Here is a 20,283-nt window from a genome sequence, read left to right as displayed (position 1 = left end):
AAGTTGCTTCGAAGGAGTGTTGTCTTTTTGTCAAATATTTATTGAGTCTATATTTCCATGTATTGATTTTACGAATCTATTTCTAGGACTTTTTGTTGATTTGGTCTTTTTATTTCAGTTTTTTAAACGCTTTACTTTCGGTCAGGGATTTCATCTGCGTAATTGCAACTTTGTTGAGTTGGATCAGTCGATCGCTTTGTGATAATTTTTGCTGAATGAGCAAGGCATTAATGCTTTCCATATTGCTCAAAACAACCAATTGTTCTAAAGTTGCGTAATCTCTTATATTTCCGCTTTTGTCATGATTGTTTTCTCTCCATTCTTTTGCTGTAATTCCGAAAAGTGCAACATTCAGTAGATCGGCTTCGTTGGCATAAACAAAACTCGCTTGTTGCTTGGTGATTTCTTTTGGAATCAGGTTTTCTTTGATTGCATCGGTATGGATTTGATAATTTATTTTAGCTAAAGTCCGTTGCAAATTCCATTCTAAATTTAGTCGGTCGTTTTCATCGTTTTTTAATCTTTGAAATTCGTTGATTAAATAAATCTGAAACTCAGGACTCAGCCACATTGCGAAATGAAATGCAATGTCTTTTTGTGCGTAAGTTCCGCCGTAACGTCCTGCTTTTACAAGCATTCCAACTGCTTTCGTTTTGATAAGCCATTGTCCAACAGACATTATAAATCGGTTTGTTCCTGCTTCTTGTCCAATTACCCCGAATTCGGGGTAATTAAAATTGAGGTTGTTGATTTTTTCCCAAACACCCAAATATTCCAAGGTGTTTTTATTGGTGATCCATTTACCAATTAATCCACTACCTTCTTTGAATGAGGCAGTCATATCTGTCAAACTTATATAATCGGTTTCATTTTGGTGAATAACCGTTATCGCTGATTCGTTGACGTTTAGTGATCTGCTTTTTGCCATATCGTGGTTTAGTAAAAAACGAATTTACAAAATTTAGTCATTCATTAGTCAAGTTTATCCTTTTCCCTAATTGCTTTAAATCAGAAGATAGTGAATATTGGAAATTTTCGAGTTGTGGTTCTGATCAAGTAATTTATCAGGAAGGTTGTCTGACTTGCAAGAATTGCGGGAACAGTAAGTGTGGGTAAATTGTGTATTGTCTAAAATAAAAAACGCGGCTCCCGCACGAATCCTTTCGTGTGGCCAACATAAAAGAATAATTATTATCTTTAATTATCAAAAATTTTTTATGAGCAGAAACTATAAATTTCATAACCCGGAAGGTTTGTATTTTATCAGCTTTGCTGTGGTTGGCTGGCTTGACGTTTTTACCAGAAACGAATATAAAGATTTATTTTTGGAAAGTGTGAGGTTCTGTCAAAAAGAAAAAGGATTAGAAATCCATGCTTGGTGCTTGATGACAAGCCATGTGCATTTGGTTTTTAGAAGTGTGAAAGGGCAAAAGCCAGAATTATTGATGGGGGATCTAAAAAGATTTACCAGTAAAACAATTGTAAAAGCGATACAGGAAAACCCCAGAGAAAGTAGAAAAGAATTTCTGCTGGAATTTTTCAGAAAAGAAGCCGCAAAAAGTTCTAATGTTTCTCATTATCAATTTTGGAGACATGATAATAAGCCGATAGAATTGTGGAGCACGCATGTTATTAAACAAAAAATAGATTACGTTCACCAAAATCCTGTGGAAGCAGGTTTGGTTTACAAAGCAGAAGAGTACGTGTATAGCAGTGCTACAGATTATGCAGACGAGACCGGACTATTAAGTGATATCGTTGTGTTTAGGTCTTATGGTTTTTAGTGCTAACTATTATTGACCACACGAAAGGATTCGTGCGGCAGCGTTGGGGTCTCGCCTCTGTAATTACTTAAAATCCAACTTTTTAAAAATATGTAAATCAGATGATTGTACTGCTAAGATTTCTTCGAAATTTTTTTGAACAAATGTTTGAAGGTTTTCGCATAAAAATTCATAATCTCCATTATTTATAAAGGCAGGAGGATTTTTAAAAGTGAAAGTTCCTCCTTTAAATTTTTTATCGGGCACATTACTTATAATTTCGTAATGACGCTCAACTCCGAAACCGTTTTCATTCAAAATCCAAATTTTAAATGAGTACTTTTTCTTTTGCACTAATGTATATTGTAATTCCATTTAATTTATTTGATCACAATAATACAATATGTTATAGATTTTATGCAGTTTGCTTAAATTTTCACTTTTAATCTTAATATATCACTCGGTTCTTGCACGTGTAATTTTTATAGATAATGTTTGGCTCGAAATATTCGACCGCCAACAAATGCATTTAATTTTAGAGAAGTATCCCGGCGTGGAATGTAAACGCCGGATTTTGTTTCCCCGTTTTCGCCCCGTTCAACGATAATTCTGTGTGCTCCATTTTCTGAATTAACGCCAACGAAATAAGGAAATCCTTTTTGGTTTAATGTCTTTTAGTCTGATCAAACAAATGCCGACAATAGCTTTGCCTTTATAAATTTTCGGTCGAAAAGGAAAGGGAATTATTTTCTCCACCGACTTTGGATCAGCGCTAAAGTTGATCAGAATTCTTCTGTCGATGTAGCCGTGGATTGTGGGGATTTTCATTGAGGTCGAATTTTTTTAGTATTTACAATCATATTCCACACGACAGGATTCGTGCGGTACCGAGTAGTGCAAAAATTTGTTCGATTTAAAAAAGATTTATCAATATAAATTAAGGTCGTTTCAACAATCACTAATTTACTGTAACAACATTAATCAATTTTGTGTTTAAGTGTGTAAAATCATTATCGGTAGTAATTAGTGCACATTCAAATAAATATGCTGTAGCAGCAATCCACAAATCATTTTTACCCATATTTTTTGAAGAGCCTTTTAATTTTTCACCGTTATTGTCAGTATTTTTTCCCTGAGAAAAAGTGTCTATTAGAGCGTAAGCGTTTAATAAATCTTCGTCACTTCCATTGATATCAATACAAATCATAGATTCTAAATAGTTATTTAAATTTTTACTACGAGAACCACCCCATTCTAATCTGATTTTTAATGAATTTAATTCGGCTTTTGTAACTACTGATATCAATATAGTTGGATTAACAATTTTTTCTATTTCTGCAACTACTTTCATTCCGAGATCTTTTCCACGGAGTACATGCAAAATTGAACAAGTATCTAAAACTACAAAATTCATAGTTTCAAAGATTTTAATAAATCATCAAACTCCTTATCGCTTTCATTTCCTGGCCAATTTCCTAATAAATCAGATATCGGATTTCGTTTTTTTTCCTTTTTAGTCTGATGCAAAACTTGCTGCATCGAGGTATATGCCAAAGGTTTTTTATTAAAATGTTGATCATTTAATTTATATTCTTCAAATGCAATGATATCTACAAAGTTCACCTCGCCATTTGGTTTAAAATGTCCAGTCCCATTTATCGTAATGTCTTTTCCCATATATTCGAGAATATTTGAGATAGTTTCAACATCACTAGTATAAATATAAACTAAACCATCATTAGTCTGTAGACCAAGCCTTCCTTTGGAAACTTTCATCTCATCTAATTTTCCACTAATTATAACTCTCTTAGGATTGGGTATACTTTCTTCTAACTTGCTTATTTTTAAAAAATCATCTTTCTTAATTTCGATTTCAGCAATGGTACCTCTATTTGAAAGTAAAAATACTTCATCATTATTAATAAAGTTTTTTTTAAAATTCAGTAAAGATTTTAATAGTGGTTTGTCTAATTGTGCGTCTTCTGTATTTTTTTTTAATGCTTGCTTAAATGTGTCAATCACCAAAGCCATTGGAGTCATCTTCATTAATTTATCAGTATCATTAAAAAAATCAAGTTGAAAATTTTTAATTGTATCTGAAAATTGTTTACATTCAAATGTTAATTTTGTGCCGTCTTTATCATTACCACCAATGTGTTCTAAGTTTATATTTAATGAATTTTTCAGGTTATTATCAGGTGGGATTTGGCTAAATCCTTTATACCTAAACATAAGAGCCTTCGTTGCAATATCTTTGGTAGATTTTGCAAGATTAGATAATCGATCCAATTCCATTGTACCGTTATCATCTTTATTGCCTATTATGTTTATATCATAATTCATTTTGTAAATCTAATAAAATCTAATTATATAACACATCAATTTCTTTATTACTCATTAATACATTTTATTGGTACACAAAGTATTTTTTTATCTGTGATTTTTTCCATCAATCTAATAGCCCTGATTGCAGCGGCATCCTTTTGCAGAACGAAGTGGCGCAAAAGATACAGCCCTTCGACAGGCTCAGGATAAACTCCAAGCAGGTTCCCGGCTCCACAGAATTTTTATCAATTAAATCCTGAGATTGCCACGTCATTCGTGCCTCATTCCTCGCAAGGACATCTGCTACAAATCTCTCCAAAACCACACCATCCAACGCGAAAATATTTCGTAAATTTGCCCTACTTTTAATTAAATCATAAAAAGATAAATATGAGTCAATTCGATGTTACCGTAATCGGTTCCGGTCCTGGTGGTTATGTTGCAGCAATTAGATGTGCGCAACTGGGTTTCAAAACAGCATTAATCGAGAAATATTCCGTTCTTGGCGGGACTTGCCTGAATGTAGGGTGTATTCCGAGTAAAGCGCTTTTGGACAGTTCGGAGCATTTTTATAACGCTAAACACGATTTCGCCAATCACGGAATTATCATCAATGATCCGGTGGCAGATTTGTCTCGTATGATTGCGCGCAAAAGAGAAGTGGTAGATCAAACCACGAAAGGAATTCAGTTCTTGATGGAAAAAAACAAGATCACTGTTTTCGAAGGGGTTGGAAGTTTCGAATCTGCAACTCAGATCAAAGTGACGAAAAACGATGGTTCTACAGAAACCATTGATTCTAAATATACAATCATTGCGACGGGATCTAAACCAACGGTGCTTCCTTTTATTACCTTGGATAAGGAAAGAATTATTACTTCTACGGAAGCTTTGGAACTGAAAGAAATTCCGAAACACCTTATTGTTATTGGTGGCGGTGTTATTGGTTTAGAATTGGGTTCTGTTTATAAAAGACTAGGTTCGGAAGTAACAGTGATCGAATATATGGATCGCATTATTCCAACCATGGATGCATCTTTGTCGAAAGAATTAAATAAAGTGTTCCGCAAACAAGGAATGAAATTCAACCTTTCTACGGGAGTTCAGTCTGTTGAGAGAAATGACGATACCGTAAAAGTTACGGCGAAAGATAAAAAAGGCGAGGAAGTCGTTTTTGAAGGGGATTATGTTTTGGTTGCTGTGGGTAGAAGTCCCTACACAAAAGGACTTGGATTGGATAAAGCCGGAGTTGATCTGGACGAACGAGGAAGAGTGAAAGTGAACGAGCATTTACAAACCAATGTTTCTAATATCTACGCAATTGGTGATGTTGTAGTTGGTGCAATGTTGGCGCACAAAGCTTCCGAAGAAGGAACGATGGTTGCAGAGTTGATCGCCGGACAAAAACCTCACATCAATTATAATTTAATTCCAGGCGTTGTTTACACTTGGCCGGAAGTTGCGGCGGTTGGAAAAACAGAAGAGCAATTGAAAGCAGAAGGAATTGCCATTAAAGTGGGTAATTTCCCGATGCGTGCTTTGGGAAGAAGTCGTGCTTCGGGTGATATTGATGGTTTCATCAAAGTAATTGCTGATGAAAAAACAGATGAAATTTTAGGCGTTCACATGATCGGAGCGAGAGCGGCAGATCTGATTGCAGAAGCAGTTGTAGCCATGGAATACAGAGCAAGTGCTGAAGATATTTCGAGAATGTCTCACGCTCATCCAACGTATGCAGAAGCGATGAAAGAAGCGGCTTTGGATGCGACGGGGAAGAGAGCGATTCATTTTTAGTTGATAAAAACGTAGGGACAAGTCGCGACTTGTCCCTGTACAAAATAAATTGAGACAAGGTTTTTGAGTAATTGGGTTCTTGAGTTTTTGAGGGGTTGAGTTCGGAAATCGAATAATGGCGATTTATTAAAAAAGTTTCGATCAATTAAAAAATTTCTGCAGAATTTCTTGGATAGGTCCTGATTGGTCTGTGTAAAAATTTGAATGGAAGAATCCGAAGGATTCAACTACAATGGCCGTCGGTGAAACCTACGGAACATGTGATTAAAGAATCAATAGAATTCAATCCCAATAGGCTTTTTGAAACCGACGGAAAGACAATATAAAAGAGAAGTTTCGGCTTCTCTTTTTTCGTGTAAACATTTTAAGGCCACAAATGCGCAAGTTTCCTCCTGCATAATTCTGTGCAAAATAGGAATGCATTTCCAAGAAATTCGTGCATCCGCGGCAAAATAATTTTGATGCGAAATTTTAGCTTCCCTTTAATTGTGAATTTAAATACAGAACAAAGAAATTTTAAAATTTATTTTAAAAATTTGGAAATTTTTCCAGAGATATCTTGTCAATACTCTAACTTTGAGACAAACACAAAAATAATGAAAAATTATTACATCATTTTATTTTCTGCGTGCAGTTCAGTTGCATTTTCGCAGACTATCATTACAAAATCCGCGAATGATTATTTAATCGGAAATACCATCAATAGTGAAAATGTTATGGGATTTCCCGATAATTCTTCCACGGGTAGTGGAGTGACTTTTAATAACAGTTTGCTCACTTCTGGAACATCTGTTGTTTCCTTAGTTTCAGCACCAAGTGCGGCAGAATTGACTGAATTTCCCGGAACGACGGTCAAATTTGATGATGGAAACGGAAATTCTATTTTTTACAAATCTTCCGCAACGCAACTCGAAATTACGGGCGCTGGAATTAGCGGTGCGACATTAAACTTTAGTGCAGATAATGCTATTTTTCTAAAATTCCCGACCAGCTTTTCAAATACGTACAATGATACGGCAAGAGGAACTTTTTCAAACGGTACAGTTTCCGGACTTTTTAGAGGAACAATCGCAACAACAGGAGATGCGACGGGGACGCTTTTATTGGGAAGCGATACTTTTGGAAATATATTGCGGATTAAATCGGTGCAAAATTATAACCTTTATCAAAGTACAGACACCAATTATTTTTTTCCGATTGGAACACTTAGCAATACCATTTTTACCTATTATGATAACCTGAATAGATATCCATTATTCACGACCACCACTGCTACCATTGTAGTTCCACTTTTAAGTATTAATCAAACAACAAATGCTGCGGTTAGACAAGTGAATCCCAATTTAGCAACAGTTAAATCCAATAAAAATGATGTCAAAGTGTATCCAAATCCTGTGAAAAATAACTTGTTTTTTGCGGGAGCGTTAGGAAATTATTCTGCAGTTAAAATCTACTCTTTAGAGGGGAAATTGGTAAAATCTGAAACTATTTCTAATCAAAATTTAGATCTTTCTAAATTACCTTCAGGAAATTATATTGTGGAACTCAGCAGTACAACTGAAAAGTCCAAGATCATTCATATTATTAAAGATTAAAATATTTAGGAATTTAAATAGAGAGAAGTTTAGGCTTCTCTTTCTTTTTATAAAATTCCCGGAAATTAACTTTCGCATTTTAGGAACAAGTAAAAAATCTATTTGTACTTCATCAGTGAATTCGTGGCAAAATAATTTTGTGTATTCGATTCGCTTTGATGAGGTTTTTTGAGGAAGGTTAAAGTTGTTTTTAGTCAATATTATGTATTTTTTAATATTCGCTTAAATTCCTTCTGGTAAGGTGATAGAAGCGATTTTTGGCATCATTATAGAGAAGTTTTCTGTAACAATCTTTAAAATTTAAAAAATGAAAACAATCTTTACTTTTGGTATTTTATTACTCAACTTAAGCGTTTTTGCGCAAGAAGCTGGAAAAGCCGGAGAACTTCTAAATAATGAAGCGAAAACCTCAGAAATGCAAACTCAAAAGATCGAAGGTTTGCGTGGAAACAATAAAACGTTTCCGAATACTTCCGGAACTGTAAAACCTCCAAGTTCTGCTTACAAAGGAAACAGTGGTTATCGTTTTAATTACAATTATGGTAACGCGGAAGTTTTTTTAAGAATTCCCCAAAACGGAAAGTACACTGTGGAACTTGACAATCAAATGATAAGTAATTCCACTGGAAAATTCAGGTTTTTCGACTTGCGAGGCGGAATTGTACCCATTGCGATTTATGAAAATAATTTTCTCATTTACCGAACAAGACTGAGCGTACGAAATAATACGCGCCTGGTCTTGGATTACTTTCCAAGTCAAGGATTGTATCTTTTAGGAAATTATCCGGTTCAAAATCAATCTTACGGAATCAATGAGTGGGACGATATCTGGAATAATCCTTACCAAAATCAACATGGAAGTTGGAACGGAAATTCTGGAAATGGGAACTATTACAATAATGTCTTGAATTCTCAAGAATTTAATAATTTTATGATTTCTTTAAAGAGAAATGCAAGTTTCGACAAAGATAAAATTGCCATGATTTCTTCAGTGTCCCGAAATACCAATTTCAGCGCACTTCAAATTCAGGCGATGCTTAAAGAAATGTCTTTTGATGATAACAAGCTGGAAATCGCAAAACAGCTCTATCAAAATTGCGCAGATCGCCGGAATTATTATCTCGTTTTCGAAGCCTTTTCCTTTGAAAGCAGCAGAAGAAAATTACAGGATTATATTTCAAGATTTTAATAAATCAAGAATATATAAAGGAATTAATGACGTATAAGTCTTTACAGAAAGAAAAAATTCTTGCATTAGCCATATATTTTAAGAGAAGTTTCGGCTTCTCTTTTTTATTTGGGGCAGCAATTTGACTTATTCGAAAGCCTATTTATTATTATTATTTGGTCAGTCTCGTCCTTCTTAACGAGATTTTCCATTCCCTCCCGATTTAATATCGGGATCCGTTCAGGGCTGCAAATTCCGCTGTAAAAGAAGTTCTGGTTTCCAATCAAGATTTCAAACGATAATCCTTATCTTTGCACCAATTATTACGCATAAAACTATCACTCTATTATCCATTAAAAATGAACATCGGCAAAACCCAATTATTGAAAATCGCAGAAAAAAATTACTCTGGCTTATTTCTGGAAGATGAAGCGGGCGAAAGATGTTTTCTTCCAAAAATTTTCGCCTCAGAAGATGCAGAGATTGGCGATGAAATGGAAGTTTTTGTTTACCAGGATGATGACAAACTAAAAGCCACGACGGAAAAGCCGAACGCAGAAATTGGAGAATTTGCGGTGATGACTTGCGTGCAAAGTCTGCCAAGTGGAGCCTTTATGGATTGGGGAATTATTAAGGATTTATTTGTACCCTACAAACAGCAGAAAGCCAAAATTTTAGAAGGAAAAAAATATGTGGTTTACGTTTACATTGATGAAATTCTGGGATTAATTACAGGAACCACCAGGTTTAAAAGAAATCCGCAATATGACAATTTACCATTGCAGAAAGGAGAAAAAGTTCATCTTTTGATTGTGGGTCAAAGTGAATTAGGTTGGAATGTGGTAGTGAACAAAGAATACATCGGGCTTATTTATTCTTCAGATGTGTACAAAAAACTATTCCCGATGAGTGAGGAAGTGGGTTTTATCAAAGCCATCCGAGAAGACGGGAAAATTGATGTCTCCCTTCAGTTAGATGGCTACGAAAACATTGACGAGTTCCAGAAAATTATTTTGGACAGATTGGAAATGAATTACGGACTCATTTATCTTTCCGACAAATCAACACCAGAAGAAATCAAGGAAGAACTTCAAATGAGCAAAAAGAATTTTAAAAAAGCCATTGGCGGATTGTACCGCGATAAAAAGATTGAAATTTTAGAGGATAAAATTAAGTTGATTGCCGCGGAATAATTCAATTGCGCCCAAAATTTTCAAAAATATAAAAGAGCAGTTTATTCTGTTCTTTTTCGATTTACTTTTTTAATAATTTTCTAGACCACTGATATTTCATGTATCATTAAGGTCGTCTCCATTTAGGCTGAAATCATTCTGAACGGTAAAAATACTGAAGTTTTCGGAGCGGATGATACAACAATTTTTTGTGCGGACATTAAGGGTGTAATAGCCTTTTTTCAGATTGGCGAAAATAGGAGAATCTTGCCGATTCATCTCGTCCAATGGATTTTTGAAATCGTATGAAGAAATATAAGAAGTAAAAAATTTTTTCATTAGATAAAATATGCTTAAAAATATTATTCCTTCTTCACGAGTAAAATCCAGTCATCTTCTAGAAACTTATAACCAATATCATAGACAAAACGATATTCAGCGCCGTTTTTATAGACTTTTAAGGTGGTGAAATACTCGAAATCAAATCCTTCAGAAAAGAGTTTATTTCGCGTGGTTTTGGCTTTGCCTTCGCGGTATTGTTGCTCGTTTAAGATGCGATGATTTTTTCGCAATTTGTTATTCACATTGCGCATCAAATTTGAAGAATCTTTATTATGCTGATTGTTGTAGGCATTTCTACAGCCATCATTACAGAATTTTTTATCGCTTCTGCCGATAATTTTTTCGCCACATTCCAAACAGTTTTCCATACAAATCATTTGATACTCAAATGTATAAAAAATATCCGCTTGAAAAAGGATATTAGTTAGACTGAAAAATGAAAGGGTTTACCTTTTATAAGTGTACCGAAGGAAATCGTCAATACCATCGCCATTGGTATCGTAATCATCTGCAACGTAAACAATCAGTTGGTTTGCATTTAATATTAAAACTTCTGAAGGAGTGGTGCCAATTGTTAAAATTTTTGTGGTTTCATTGTACTTGTAGGTGGTACTTAAACTCCCTTGAACGCAGCCCGTTACGGAGCTGTTGTAGTCTGTTACTAAATATTTTAAGTCAGCTGTAAATTCGTAGGTTCCTTTTTTCTTGCAAGCATCAGCTAATTCTTCCGATAAAACAGTTTTATTATCAGCTCCAGAAATGGTGGCTGTTTTTTCTATTTTCCAAATTCCTACAATTCCTAATTCTTCCACTTCTTCGATAGGATCTCTTTCAGAGTCACAAGCAAAAGCTGTAATCGCAAGAAATAGGAGGAGAAACTTTTTCATAATTTTATTCTTTTATTTTAAAGGTAAACGGCAATTTTACAATATCAATTGTGTTGATGCCTGCTTTATTTTTCGAAGGTTGCCAAACAATGGCAGATGTTGTTTTAGTGGCTGCTTTATGAACCTCTTCATTAAAGGTTTCAGATGGGCCGAAAGTAGAAATATTGATGACATTTCCCGCTTGATCGATTTTTAAGATGAGCTGCGTTTTTGCATTTTGTTTTAACGTTAAAATGTAATTTTGATCCATATTTTCTGCCACTTTTTTAATGAACAACTTATTTCCACCAGGAAATTGTGCGGGAAATAAACTGATTGGTGGCGGTGGAACAGATTGATCTTGCGGCTGCGATTTTTCAAAACGCGTTGTGACTTTTTCTACGCTTTTTACGTTTTTTTGCTGGGCAGAAATACCACTGAAAGTCAATAAGGCAATGATGATAAAATTTGTTTTCATCTGGTTTTTTTTAGGGATTGTCATCAATCAAATATTCAAAATCTAGAGTTTCTTCTGAGCGATTTTCCTTCTCTGAAAAGTGTGCGCGTTTTATAGGTTTGATCGCGCTCTTATTTTCGCTTGAGGTTATGGCAATCAGTTTTTTCAGAAGCATTTCCTTTTATCCAAAAACTTTTACCAAATCTAGTGATTTTAACATCAATCCTTTTCCTTGCAATTTTTCACGCATTACAAAACCCACTTCCCCAATTTCGTTTCTAAATCCTCGATAAAAACCGATTGTTGCCATCTGCAAATCTGCAGTTCCCCAATGAATTTAATTTCCGCGTGCATAATCTTCAGAGATTCTTTCCTGTATTTCTCTTGCATCTTCTACGGATGTTGGAAGTTTCGCATCGTAAAGCGAAATTTCTAAAATATCTTCTAAATCTTCTTCGCGGATATCTCTTAAGAGAAAATTATCTGCAACTAAAATAGGAAAGTTTTGATAAGGTGGACGATTCATTCAATAGGATTTATAAAGAAATATTCAAGCTATTCACTTTCAAATAAGGTAGAATCTTGACCGAGCTCCCCGAATTTTGCCGTCATGGTAGGATTTCCGCGCGTGAGTTTTTTGATGGACAAGTCATCCGCCTTATTGTTCGCCAAGCGCAGATTATTTTCGGAAGAGAGTAGCGCATCTTTTGTTTTTTGCAAATGATCGATGGTCTTGTCGATCTCATCAATGGCCGTTTTAAATTTCCGACTCGCCAAATCGTAATTACGCGCAAAACCTTCTTTAAAGGAATTAATGTTATCCTCGAAATTAGTGATGTCAATGTTTTGATTGCGCACTAAAGCCAGTTCTGCTTTATATTTCAAGGAGTTTAAAGCAGCATTACGAAGCAAAGTGATAATGGGAATAAAAAACTGTGGCCGCACCACATAAGTCTTCGGATGTTTGTGAGAAACGTCTACAATTCCGCCATTGTAGAGTTCACTTTCGGCTTCCAGAAGAGAAACTAAAACGGCATACTCACATTTTTTCTCGATGCGATCTTTATCCAGTTCCCGCAAAAAATCTTCATTGCGTTTTTTTGTTGCAGTTCCGTCGCTTTCGTTTTTCATTTCGAACATAATCGAAATTATTTCATTGCCGTTTTCATCCAATTCACGGTAAATGTAATCACCTTTACTCCCAGATCTGGAATCGTTGTCTTTCTCAAAGTAAGCCGTCGGGAAAGCCGTTGCACGCAGTTTATTGAATTCCGTTTCGCAATGTTGTTCCAATGTTTCTCCAATCATTTTGGTAGAAAGTTTAAGTTTCATGTCTTTTCTCAGAGCAATTTCTTCATCTTTCATTTTGATGATGTCTTCTTTGGTTTTGAGTTCTGCCTGAAATTTTTCCGAGAGGGCATTTTCCTTTAGAAGCGCTTCCATTTCTTTGCTCTTCAAAGTATTGCTCAATTCATCTCGTTCTTTTTCAATTTTTTGGACGGCTTCAGAAACGCTTAATTTTTGTTTCATTTCGGCATTTTCGATCTTGGCTTTCATGGCAGCTATTTCTGCATCTTTCCGGGCGGTATGGTCGTAAAGTTCCCGCTCGCTTTTTGACTTTAATTCAAATAGTTGTTGATCTTTTTTTGTGAGATGTTCCTGCAAAGAATTCTTCAAGTTTGCTTCTGCCAGTTTTACCGCGGTCAGTTTTTCTAAATCAGCAAGATGCAAACGTTTTTTCAATTCTTCTTCGAATTGATGATCCCTAACTTGCTTTAAAATTTCGGCAAAACCCGCTTCATCTATTTTAAAAGCTTTGTTACAATTGGGGCAGATAATATCGTTCATCATTTTTTGGAGGTCATTAAAATTAAAATTCTTTGCCTTTCAAACTTAGTAAAAATAGTTTATTTGAAGCAGAATCGGGGATAAGTTTTCCTGACGATTTTTTTCAAAAATATGTTTTAGGCGACTATTTTTTTAGCCTTTTCTCCCATTTAAAATAATACACTACTCGAATAAAATAGAGTATAATTCCTATAAGAATGAAAATAAAGATATAGGCAAAACTCTCTGGAAATACTTGGTTTTTAAGATGTCCATTTACAATAAAAAGAGAAATAAAAAGGAATAAAAATATAAGGATTTTATCTAGCAATAAATATTTTATGAATTGAAATAAATTGGCTGTGAAAAGCAAAAGCGCAAATGAGAGCAAAATATTTAAAATTGAATGTTGCAAGAAAACTAAACTTAATGTGAGGGAAATAATCCCGAGGGCAATCTTTGGCAATAAATGATTCGGAAATCTTTGAAATGAGTTAGATTCTTTTAAACCTTCAAAATTGAACCTCAAGATTTTTGTCAGTGAATTCTTTTCCTGGTAAAGTGCGTACAAAAGAAGCAGTAAAATGAACAAGTTGATGAAAGGAGTGCCGCCAAATTCCACGACCAATGTGAAAATTAAAATTCCCACTGATAAAGGAAGCAGTAAAATTAGACCGACCAGAGAATATCTTTGAGACAAAGTTAACGCTCCTGCAATTATTTGATAAACAGCAATAAAAACCATGAAATACCAACTTGCTCTAGAGTCCGAAATAAAATTCAGTTTAACGGGACCAATAATATTACCTAAATTTTCTGGAGCTAATTTGCTGAATCCAGAGGTGAGGTAGAGCAAGCCGAGCGATAAGTGAATAAGTACCGTGGTGAAGCGTTTTGAATCCATCCGTGGAATTATTTAATTTCGGTAGGGTTTTCTGTATTCACGTATTCCAAAAGATCTGCAGGTTGACAATCCAAGGCTCTGCAAATTGCTTCCAAAGTACTGAATCGAATGGCTTTAGCTTTGCCGGTTTTTAAAATGGAAAGGTTTGAAAGCGTTAAATCAACCCGTTCAGAAAGTTCATTGAGGGACATTTTACGCTTTGCCATCATTACATCTAAGTTTACAATAATTCCCATATTTTAAACTGTTAAATCATTTTCTTCCTGAAGTGCGATACCTTTTTTAAATATCACTGCGATGATATAAATAACTGCAGACATCAGGATAAAAGCTTGACTATCTGCCCAAAATTCATTTAATTTCGAGAGATCGAAGTTGCTTTTCAAAAGGTTTTTCTGGGTTTGTCGGGCTAAATAACTCAGTATTCCGATGGCGAATGTGTAATAAGCGATTGTAGAAATTTTCTTAGACACAAAGGAAGTAAAAGGTTTATTGAGGTCCATTTTACTCATTAATAGAATCACGGTATAAAAGAGAATTGCTTTTAAAATTGCAATGGCTACAATGAAGCTGTAACTTTGGTAAAATGCCCATCGACTTTCTCTGTAGAGTTCGGTCAGATCAACTTTTTGGTACAAATTCGGGAGAAATTCGGGTTTGTAAATGCTGAAAATAAAATTGACTAATAATCCGCCTGCTTCTATGCATAATCCAACAAAGATAATCCAAGCAATAATTTTCAGCGTAGTAAATAAGAAGTTATTTGTGTTAGGCATGATGTTAAGAATTTAGAATTTGAATACTCAAAGCTAAAAATTATTTATTGATAAACAATAAAAATAAGTTTAATTTCAATAAATATTTTTTACTTATCATGTATTTGCGGTAGATTGTATATCTATCAAACAAAAAAAACACGGCTAAAAACCGTGCTTTTATGATATTCTTATTCAATTAATCTTCGTGTCCGTACATTTTATTGTACAGTTTAATATATCTTTCCTTAATTGCTTTTCTTTTCAGTTTTAACGTTGGCGTTAATAGACCAAGCTCAATAGACCAAAGTTCAGGCGTTAATTCAAATTTCTTAATTTGTTCCCAGTTCCCAACTTTTGTATTAAAATAATCGATTTCTTTGGAAATTCTTTCTTTTAATTCTGCGCTTTGAGAAATTTCTTCAGGCGTAGTTCCTATTTTTAAACCTTTTCTTAGTGCCCAGTTTTTCACGAAATTGAAATCAGGTTGAACAAACGCACATGGCATTTTTTCGCCGTCGCCCACCACCATGATTTGCTCAATAAATTTGGAGCCTTTTGCTTGATTTTCTAAAACCTGCGGTGCAATATATTTTCCCCCGGAAGTTTTGAACATTTCTTTTTTACGATCCGTTATATGCAGGTAACCTTCTTCGTCAATGTGACCTATATCTCCAGTTCTGAAGTATCCATCACCAGTGAAGGCTTCCTTCGTCATCTCTTCATTTTTAAAGTACGATTTAAAAATAGAAGGACCTTTCACGGTAATTTCCCCATCTTCCTGAATTTTCACATCTAAATTTTCTAAAACATGTCCAACGGTTCCTACTTTAATATTCCCAAAGCTGTTCACAGAAATTACGGGCGAAGTTTCCGTTAAACCATATCCTTCTAAAATCGGTATACCGGCATTTTGAAACATTTTATTCAACCTGGGAGCTAAAGCTGCAGATCCAGAAACGAGCGTGATAATATTACCGCCTAATCCTTCCCGCCATTTAGAAAATACCAATTTATCCGCAATTATTTCTTGCAAACCAGAGGGTTTGCCCAATTCTTTTTTGCCCTTGTTTACACCTAATGCCCAAAGGAAAATTTTAGATTTCAAACCGCCTGCGCTTGTTCCTTTATCGTAAATTTTATCGTATACTTTTTCAATCAATCGTGGAACTACAGACATAATGTGGGGTTGCACTTCCTTGATGTTCTCGCCCATTTTTTCAATGCTTTCTGCAAAATATATCGTATACCCATTATACTGATAAAGATAAAATAACATGCGCTCGAAAATATGGCAGATTGGGAGGAAACTTAAGATCTTAATATCTTTGTAATCCATTCCTTTAACCCGTGGAATTCTGGAGTTGGAGGCGATAACATTAGAAACAATATTTTGATGCGTGAGCATTACGCCTTTCGGTTTACCCGTAGTTCCAGAAGTATAGATGATGGTTGCCAAATCTTCAGAGTTAATGCTTTTGGACAAATCATCTACTTCATTTTGCGTAGCCTCATCTTTTCCTAAATCCAATACTTCTTTCCAGTTTGCTGCACCTTCAATATCATCAAAGGTAAAAACGCCTTGTAATGAAGCTACTTTTGTTTTAATCTTAACCACTTTGTCCAGCAAATCCTGATCAGATACAAAGCAGTATTTTACTTCGGCATTGTTAAAAATATAATCATAATCTTCCGAGGAAATACTTGGATAAACCGGTACGGAAACCGCGCCAATTTGAGAAATACCTAAATCCATCACTGCCCATTCTGTACGGGTAGCAGAGGTAATTAAGGCGATTTTATCATCGGGCTTAATCCCTAGTTTCAGAAGTCCTCTGGAAATTTTATTTCCCATTTCCCGAAATTCTTGGGTAGAAATTTTTTCCCACTTTCCTTTATATTTCGTAACGAACATTTCATCCTGTGGATACTTCTCTGAGGCAAGGTGGGCGAAATCGAAAATTCTTGTGATTGACATAGTTTTTTGTTTTATTGAATCATTCTGCATCGCTTTTAGAAAGCTGCATTGCATTTTGGTAAAAGTATTATTTTTATTTTAAACAACAAAAAGTATTTTTATCGATTTAATCTAGTGAAATTAGATAAAAATTTCGCGAATAAGATAAAATAATTTGCAATTATTGATATTATTAAAGACTTCCATAATTGCTTTTCTATTTTTTAGAAAAATCGTATTTTTACACTCAAACATTATATACTACTTTATGAATTTTAATTTATCTGAAGAACAATTGATGATTCAGCAAGCAGCAAGAGATTTTGCACAAACAGAACTTTTGCCAGGCGTGATAGAGAGAGATAATCACCAGAAATTTCCACAGGAGCAGGTGAAGAAAATGGGGGAGATGGGCTTCATGGGAATGATGGTAGATCCACAATATGGTGGTGCCGGAATGGACAGTGTTTCTTATATTCTTGCGATAGAAGAAATTTCAAAGATTGATGCTTCTGCTGCAGTGGTGATGTCTGTGAATAATTCTTTGGTTTGTGCTGGTTTAGAAAAATTTTGTAATGAAGAGCAGAAAATGAAATATCTGAAACCACTTGCAAGTGGAGAAGTGATCGGTGCATTCGCTTTATCAGAACCAGAAGCGGGATCAGATGCTACGTCTCAGCAGACAACAGCGGTAGACAAAGGCGACCATTATATTTTAAATGGAACTAAAAACTGGATTACAAATGGCAGTACAGCAACCTACTATATTGTAATTGCACAAACTGACCCAGAGAAAAAACACAAAGGTATCAATGCCTTTATCATAGAAAAAGGTTGGGCAGGTTTTGAAATCGGTCCGAAAGAAGACAAATTAGGAATTAGAGGTAGTGATACGCATTCCTTATTATTTACAGACGTAAAAGTGCCCAAAGAAAATAGGATTGGCGAAGATGGTTTCGGATTTAAATTCGCCATGGCGGTTTTAAACGGAGGGAGAATTGGTATTGCAGCACAAGCTTTAGGAATTGCTGCGGGAGCTTATGAATTGTCATTGAAATATGCTCAAACAAGAAAAGCTTTCAAAACTGAAATTATTAATCACCAAGCGATCGCTTTTAAATTGGCAGATATGGCCACTTCAATTATGGCGGCGAGACTGCTCGTTTACAAAGCGGCCGTGGATAAAGATGAAGGAAAAGATTTTTCTGAAATCGGTGCCATGGCAAAATTATACGCTTCCCAAGTTGCAATGGATACAAGTGTTGAAGCCGTGCAAATTCACGGTGGATATGGATATGTGAAAGAATACCATGTAGAAAGAATGATGCGTGATGCGAAAATTACGCAGATCTATGAAGGAACTTCTGAAATCCAAAAAATTGTAATTTCCCGAAGCATTGTTAAGAATTCTAAATAAGCAAGCCTACTTTTTATGAAACAATTTTGGATTATTCTGATCGCAGTTTTGCTTGTTGTAAGCGGAATAGTATGGTATAAATATTTTTTCGTTTTCGGCGAAGGCGTGAAATCGGGGTACTTAAATTTTGCCACTAAAAAAGGGTATATTTTTAAAACTTACGAAGGTAAATTAATTCAAGAAGGGTTCGGACGAGGAAAAACTGGAGGTTTAACCAGCTACGAGTTTGAATTTTCTGTGGAGGATGAAGCAACGTTTAAAAAGCTGGAACAAAACAGCGGAAAACAGTTTGATCTGCATTACAAAGAATACAAAGGTGCTTTACCTTGGCGCGGAAACAGCGTTTATGTTGTAGACCAAGTGGTGAATATGAAGTAATCGAATTTGTAATATAAAAGAAATCCTTTCAGAATGCTGAAAGGATTTCTTATTTTTGGACCATGAGAGCATTGATATTGAAAAGAGAGCGCATTTTTCACTTCCTGTGTTTGGGAATGATCGCAGCATCTTTATTTTTAAAAGATCCATTTTTTAAAATGAGTCTTTTGCTATTGGGGATTTTGGGTTTGTTGATTTTATCTGCCCTAAAAAAGCAAAAGATTTTAATCATGGTTTATTCAGCTTTGCTCGTGGCGGCAGGCGTTTTTTTCTATTACCTGACCGGTGGAAATATTCAACTACCAGAAGGTTTTTAAAGCTCAATTTTTTTTATTCTTTCGGTAAATATTTGGAATAATCAGTAGGATCTTCTTTCTTGATTTCTACAATTTCGGCATCACTAATTTCTTGTTCTTCTTTAATTTCTAAAGGTTCAAGCATCGGTTCTTCTCCAAACTTAGGTTTTCTATTTTTTTTATTTCTTCTTACAAAATACCAAACAATTCCGCCAATGAGAAATATTGGCCAAAAAGGCAAGATTGCAAGCAGCACGCCTCCTAAAACTTTGAAGCCGCTCATAAATGCACCTGAAGATTTTTCTCCAAAAGTATCTGGCTTGCTTTCCGCATCACTTTTACCTAAAGGAAGGAGTGCCGAATTTTCTTTTTGAACCAATGTGATTTCTAGGTCACACATTTGATTCGACAAATAATCGCTTCCTTCGGACTCCGTACTTTTAAGTCGAACCTCACCCAAATCTCTGGACAAATCCATTACCAATGCATCAAAATCTCTTAACGGGACTTTTACCGTGATATATTCCCTTTCAAAACCTTCGGTCTGGCTGAATTTTTCGGTTACCATTTCCGCATTATGGCGTTGAAGCTGACTTCTTAAAATACTTTTGCCATCGGAAATATTTTCTACTTCAATTTCTAAATTTCCACTTTTTACAATGGGATCTTTTTGATCTACTGGAGAAACAATCACTGGATTTTCTTGTCTGGCGGAAACTGAATTATCTTCTTTCGAGGTTTGTTTTGGCGGATCTTTTCTGGCGGTCTGTCTTAAGATTTTATTGGCCGTTCTGGTTAAAACTTTAAGCGGACTTTCACCATTATTTAATGCATCATTCGCAGAATCCAAAGTTTTCACCACATCCGTTCCAACCACAACACCTTTCGTAATTTTTTCGATTTCTTTATTGATCGAATCAATTCTGTACCCACCACTTCTAATGGTACTGTCAATAACTTTTTTCTGTTTTTGAATTTCTGGCAGAATTACTCTTTTTGCAATGCCATCCGAATCATTGATGGTTTTGGAAATTGAATCCAAAGTCTTGAATCCCTCATTGGCTTTCATGAAGAGACTATCTGCACTTTTTATGGAATCGCTGGTTTGCTGAATCGCATTTTTATCGCAGGATAAAAGGGCGACCGAAAATAAGAAAATAAGAAAAAAATTTTTCATTATATTAATTTGGTTAAGAACATAGAGCTGTAAACAAATAGCATTCCTTTAAGAATGAAAAAAGACTTTCGCTTTCGCTAAAAGTCTTTA

General features: G+C 35.0%; 25 protein-coding genes. 8 read left to right on the top strand and 17 right to left on the bottom strand.

From position 1 onward, the window contains the following. Positions 1-109 precede the first annotated feature (109 nt). Positions 110-928 (bottom strand): KilA-N domain-containing protein, encoded by an 819-nt coding sequence (locus RCH13_RS03455; protein ID WP_326985815.1) that lies wholly within the window; start codon positions 926-928, stop codon positions 110-112. A gap of 289 nt (positions 929-1,217) precedes the next feature. Between RCH13_RS03455 and RCH13_RS03450 the strand changes: the two genes are divergently transcribed. Further along, positions 1,218-1,784, top strand: a complete 567-nt coding sequence (locus RCH13_RS03450) for an REP-associated tyrosine transposase (protein ID WP_326985814.1) — start codon at positions 1,218-1,220, stop codon at positions 1,782-1,784. A gap of 63 nt (positions 1,785-1,847) precedes the next feature. Here the strand turns inward: RCH13_RS03450 and RCH13_RS03445 are convergent, their stop codons facing one another. The 4 genes from RCH13_RS03445 to RCH13_RS03430 form a co-directional block, all read right to left on the bottom strand. Then, positions 1,848-2,138 carry a hypothetical protein gene (locus tag RCH13_RS03445; protein WP_326985813.1) on the bottom strand — a complete coding sequence of 97 codons (291 nt, stop codon included), beginning with the start codon at positions 2,136-2,138 and terminating at the stop codon, positions 1,848-1,850. Positions 2,139-2,393: 255 nt separating this feature from the next. Continuing rightward, complete coding sequence (locus RCH13_RS03440; RefSeq protein WP_326985812.1) at positions 2,394-2,591, bottom strand: hypothetical protein; 198 nt, start codon at positions 2,589-2,591, stop codon at positions 2,394-2,396. Positions 2,592-2,721: 130 nt separating this feature from the next. After that, positions 2,722-3,177, bottom strand: coding sequence for a type II toxin-antitoxin system VapC family toxin (locus tag RCH13_RS03435; RefSeq protein WP_326985811.1), 456 nt, complete (start codon positions 3,175-3,177; stop codon positions 2,722-2,724). Beyond that, positions 3,174-4,106: a hypothetical protein gene (locus RCH13_RS03430; RefSeq protein ID WP_326985810.1), complete on the bottom strand. Its 933-nt coding sequence runs from the start codon at positions 4,104-4,106 to the stop codon at positions 3,174-3,176. The genes RCH13_RS03435 and RCH13_RS03430 overlap by 4 nt, the downstream gene beginning before the upstream one ends. A 372-nt stretch (positions 4,107-4,478) precedes the next feature. On the opposite strand from RCH13_RS03430, the gene lpdA reads away from it, so the two are divergent. The 4 genes from lpdA to RCH13_RS03410 all read left to right on the top strand — a co-directional run bounded on the left by lpdA (position 4,479) and on the right by RCH13_RS03410 (position 9,838). Further along, positions 4,479-5,882, top strand: a complete 1,404-nt coding sequence (lpdA, locus tag RCH13_RS03425; RefSeq protein ID WP_326985809.1) for a dihydrolipoyl dehydrogenase — start codon at positions 4,479-4,481, stop codon at positions 5,880-5,882. Positions 5,883-6,478: 596 nt separating this feature from the next. Next, a complete protein-coding gene (locus RCH13_RS03420) occupies positions 6,479-7,477 on the top strand; it encodes a T9SS type A sorting domain-containing protein (RefSeq protein WP_326985808.1) in 999 nt (332 codons plus the stop codon). A 307-nt stretch (positions 7,478-7,784) separates the two neighbouring features. Continuing rightward, complete coding sequence (locus RCH13_RS03415; protein ID WP_326985807.1) at positions 7,785-8,666, top strand: DUF4476 domain-containing protein; 882 nt, start codon at positions 7,785-7,787, stop codon at positions 8,664-8,666. A 338-nt stretch (positions 8,667-9,004) separates the two neighbouring features. Further along, entirely contained in the window at positions 9,005-9,838 is an 834-nt protein-coding gene (locus tag RCH13_RS03410) for a CvfB family protein (protein ID WP_326985806.1), read from the top strand. A gap of 96 nt (positions 9,839-9,934) precedes the next feature. Here RCH13_RS03410 and RCH13_RS03405 read toward each other — a convergent pair whose 3' ends face one another. The 11 genes from RCH13_RS03405 to RCH13_RS03355 form a co-directional block, all read right to left on the bottom strand. Beyond that, positions 9,935-10,156, bottom strand: coding sequence for a hypothetical protein (locus tag RCH13_RS03405; protein ID WP_326985805.1), 222 nt, complete (start codon positions 10,154-10,156; stop codon positions 9,935-9,937). A gap of 23 nt (positions 10,157-10,179) precedes the next feature. Continuing rightward, entirely contained in the window at positions 10,180-10,527 is a 348-nt protein-coding gene (locus RCH13_RS03400; protein ID WP_326985804.1) for a hypothetical protein, read from the bottom strand. A 78-nt stretch (positions 10,528-10,605) separates the two neighbouring features. Next, positions 10,606-11,046 carry a hypothetical protein gene (locus RCH13_RS03395; protein ID WP_326985803.1) on the bottom strand — a complete coding sequence of 147 codons (441 nt, stop codon included), beginning with the start codon at positions 11,044-11,046 and terminating at the stop codon, positions 10,606-10,608. Between the two features lie 4 nt (positions 11,047-11,050). Beyond that, the gene (locus RCH13_RS03390; protein WP_326985802.1) at positions 11,051-11,503 is read right to left on the bottom strand and encodes a hypothetical protein; all 453 of its coding nucleotides are present in this window, start codon (positions 11,501-11,503) and stop codon (positions 11,051-11,053) included. Between the two features lie 160 nt (positions 11,504-11,663). Further along, positions 11,664-11,792 (bottom strand): hypothetical protein, encoded by a 129-nt coding sequence (locus tag RCH13_RS03385; protein ID WP_326985801.1) that lies wholly within the window; start codon positions 11,790-11,792, stop codon positions 11,664-11,666. Positions 11,793-11,819: 27 nt separating this feature from the next. Next, positions 11,820-12,008: a hypothetical protein gene (locus RCH13_RS03380; protein WP_326985800.1), complete on the bottom strand. Its 189-nt coding sequence runs from the start codon at positions 12,006-12,008 to the stop codon at positions 11,820-11,822. A 29-nt stretch (positions 12,009-12,037) separates the two neighbouring features. Continuing rightward, positions 12,038-13,333: a DUF2130 domain-containing protein gene (locus tag RCH13_RS03375; RefSeq protein ID WP_326985799.1), complete on the bottom strand. Its 1,296-nt coding sequence runs from the start codon at positions 13,331-13,333 to the stop codon at positions 12,038-12,040. Positions 13,334-13,454: 121 nt separating this feature from the next. After that, on the bottom strand, positions 13,455-14,213 hold the full coding sequence (locus RCH13_RS03370) for a hypothetical protein (RefSeq protein ID WP_326985798.1): 759 nt from the start codon (positions 14,211-14,213) through the stop codon (positions 13,455-13,457). Between the two features lie 8 nt (positions 14,214-14,221). Continuing rightward, entirely contained in the window at positions 14,222-14,449 is a 228-nt protein-coding gene (locus tag RCH13_RS03365) for a helix-turn-helix domain-containing protein (RefSeq protein ID WP_326985797.1), read from the bottom strand. A gap of 3 nt (positions 14,450-14,452) precedes the next feature. Continuing rightward, positions 14,453-14,989 (bottom strand): DUF2975 domain-containing protein, encoded by a 537-nt coding sequence (locus RCH13_RS03360; RefSeq protein WP_326985796.1) that lies wholly within the window; start codon positions 14,987-14,989, stop codon positions 14,453-14,455. Positions 14,990-15,167: 178 nt separating this feature from the next. Further along, positions 15,168-16,946, bottom strand: coding sequence for an AMP-dependent synthetase/ligase (locus RCH13_RS03355; protein WP_326985795.1), 1,779 nt, complete (start codon positions 16,944-16,946; stop codon positions 15,168-15,170). Between the two features lie 247 nt (positions 16,947-17,193). Between RCH13_RS03355 and RCH13_RS03350 the strand changes: the two genes are divergently transcribed. From RCH13_RS03350 to RCH13_RS03340, 3 genes are all read left to right on the top strand, one after another. Further along, the gene (locus RCH13_RS03350; protein ID WP_326985794.1) at positions 17,194-18,342 is read left to right on the top strand and encodes an acyl-CoA dehydrogenase family protein; all 1,149 of its coding nucleotides are present in this window, start codon (positions 17,194-17,196) and stop codon (positions 18,340-18,342) included. A 15-nt stretch (positions 18,343-18,357) separates the two neighbouring features. Further along, entirely contained in the window at positions 18,358-18,720 is a 363-nt protein-coding gene (locus RCH13_RS03345) for a hypothetical protein (protein ID WP_326985793.1), read from the top strand. A 158-nt stretch (positions 18,721-18,878) separates the two neighbouring features. Beyond that, positions 18,879-19,037, top strand: a complete 159-nt coding sequence (locus RCH13_RS03340; protein WP_326985792.1) for a hypothetical protein — start codon at positions 18,879-18,881, stop codon at positions 19,035-19,037. A gap of 13 nt (positions 19,038-19,050) precedes the next feature. Here the strand turns inward: RCH13_RS03340 and RCH13_RS03335 are convergent, their stop codons facing one another. Further along, positions 19,051-20,193 (bottom strand): DUF4349 domain-containing protein, encoded by a 1,143-nt coding sequence (locus RCH13_RS03335; RefSeq protein WP_326985791.1) that lies wholly within the window; start codon positions 20,191-20,193, stop codon positions 19,051-19,053. Positions 20,194-20,283: the final 90 nt, after the last annotated feature.

The sequence above is a fragment of the Chryseobacterium sp. MP_3.2 genome (assembly GCF_035984805.1).
GTDB lineage: Bacteria > Bacteroidota > Bacteroidia > Flavobacteriales > Weeksellaceae > Kaistella.
The sequence above is the reverse complement of the archived record's forward strand: the minus strand, read 5'-3'. Positions and strand labels throughout refer to the sequence as shown.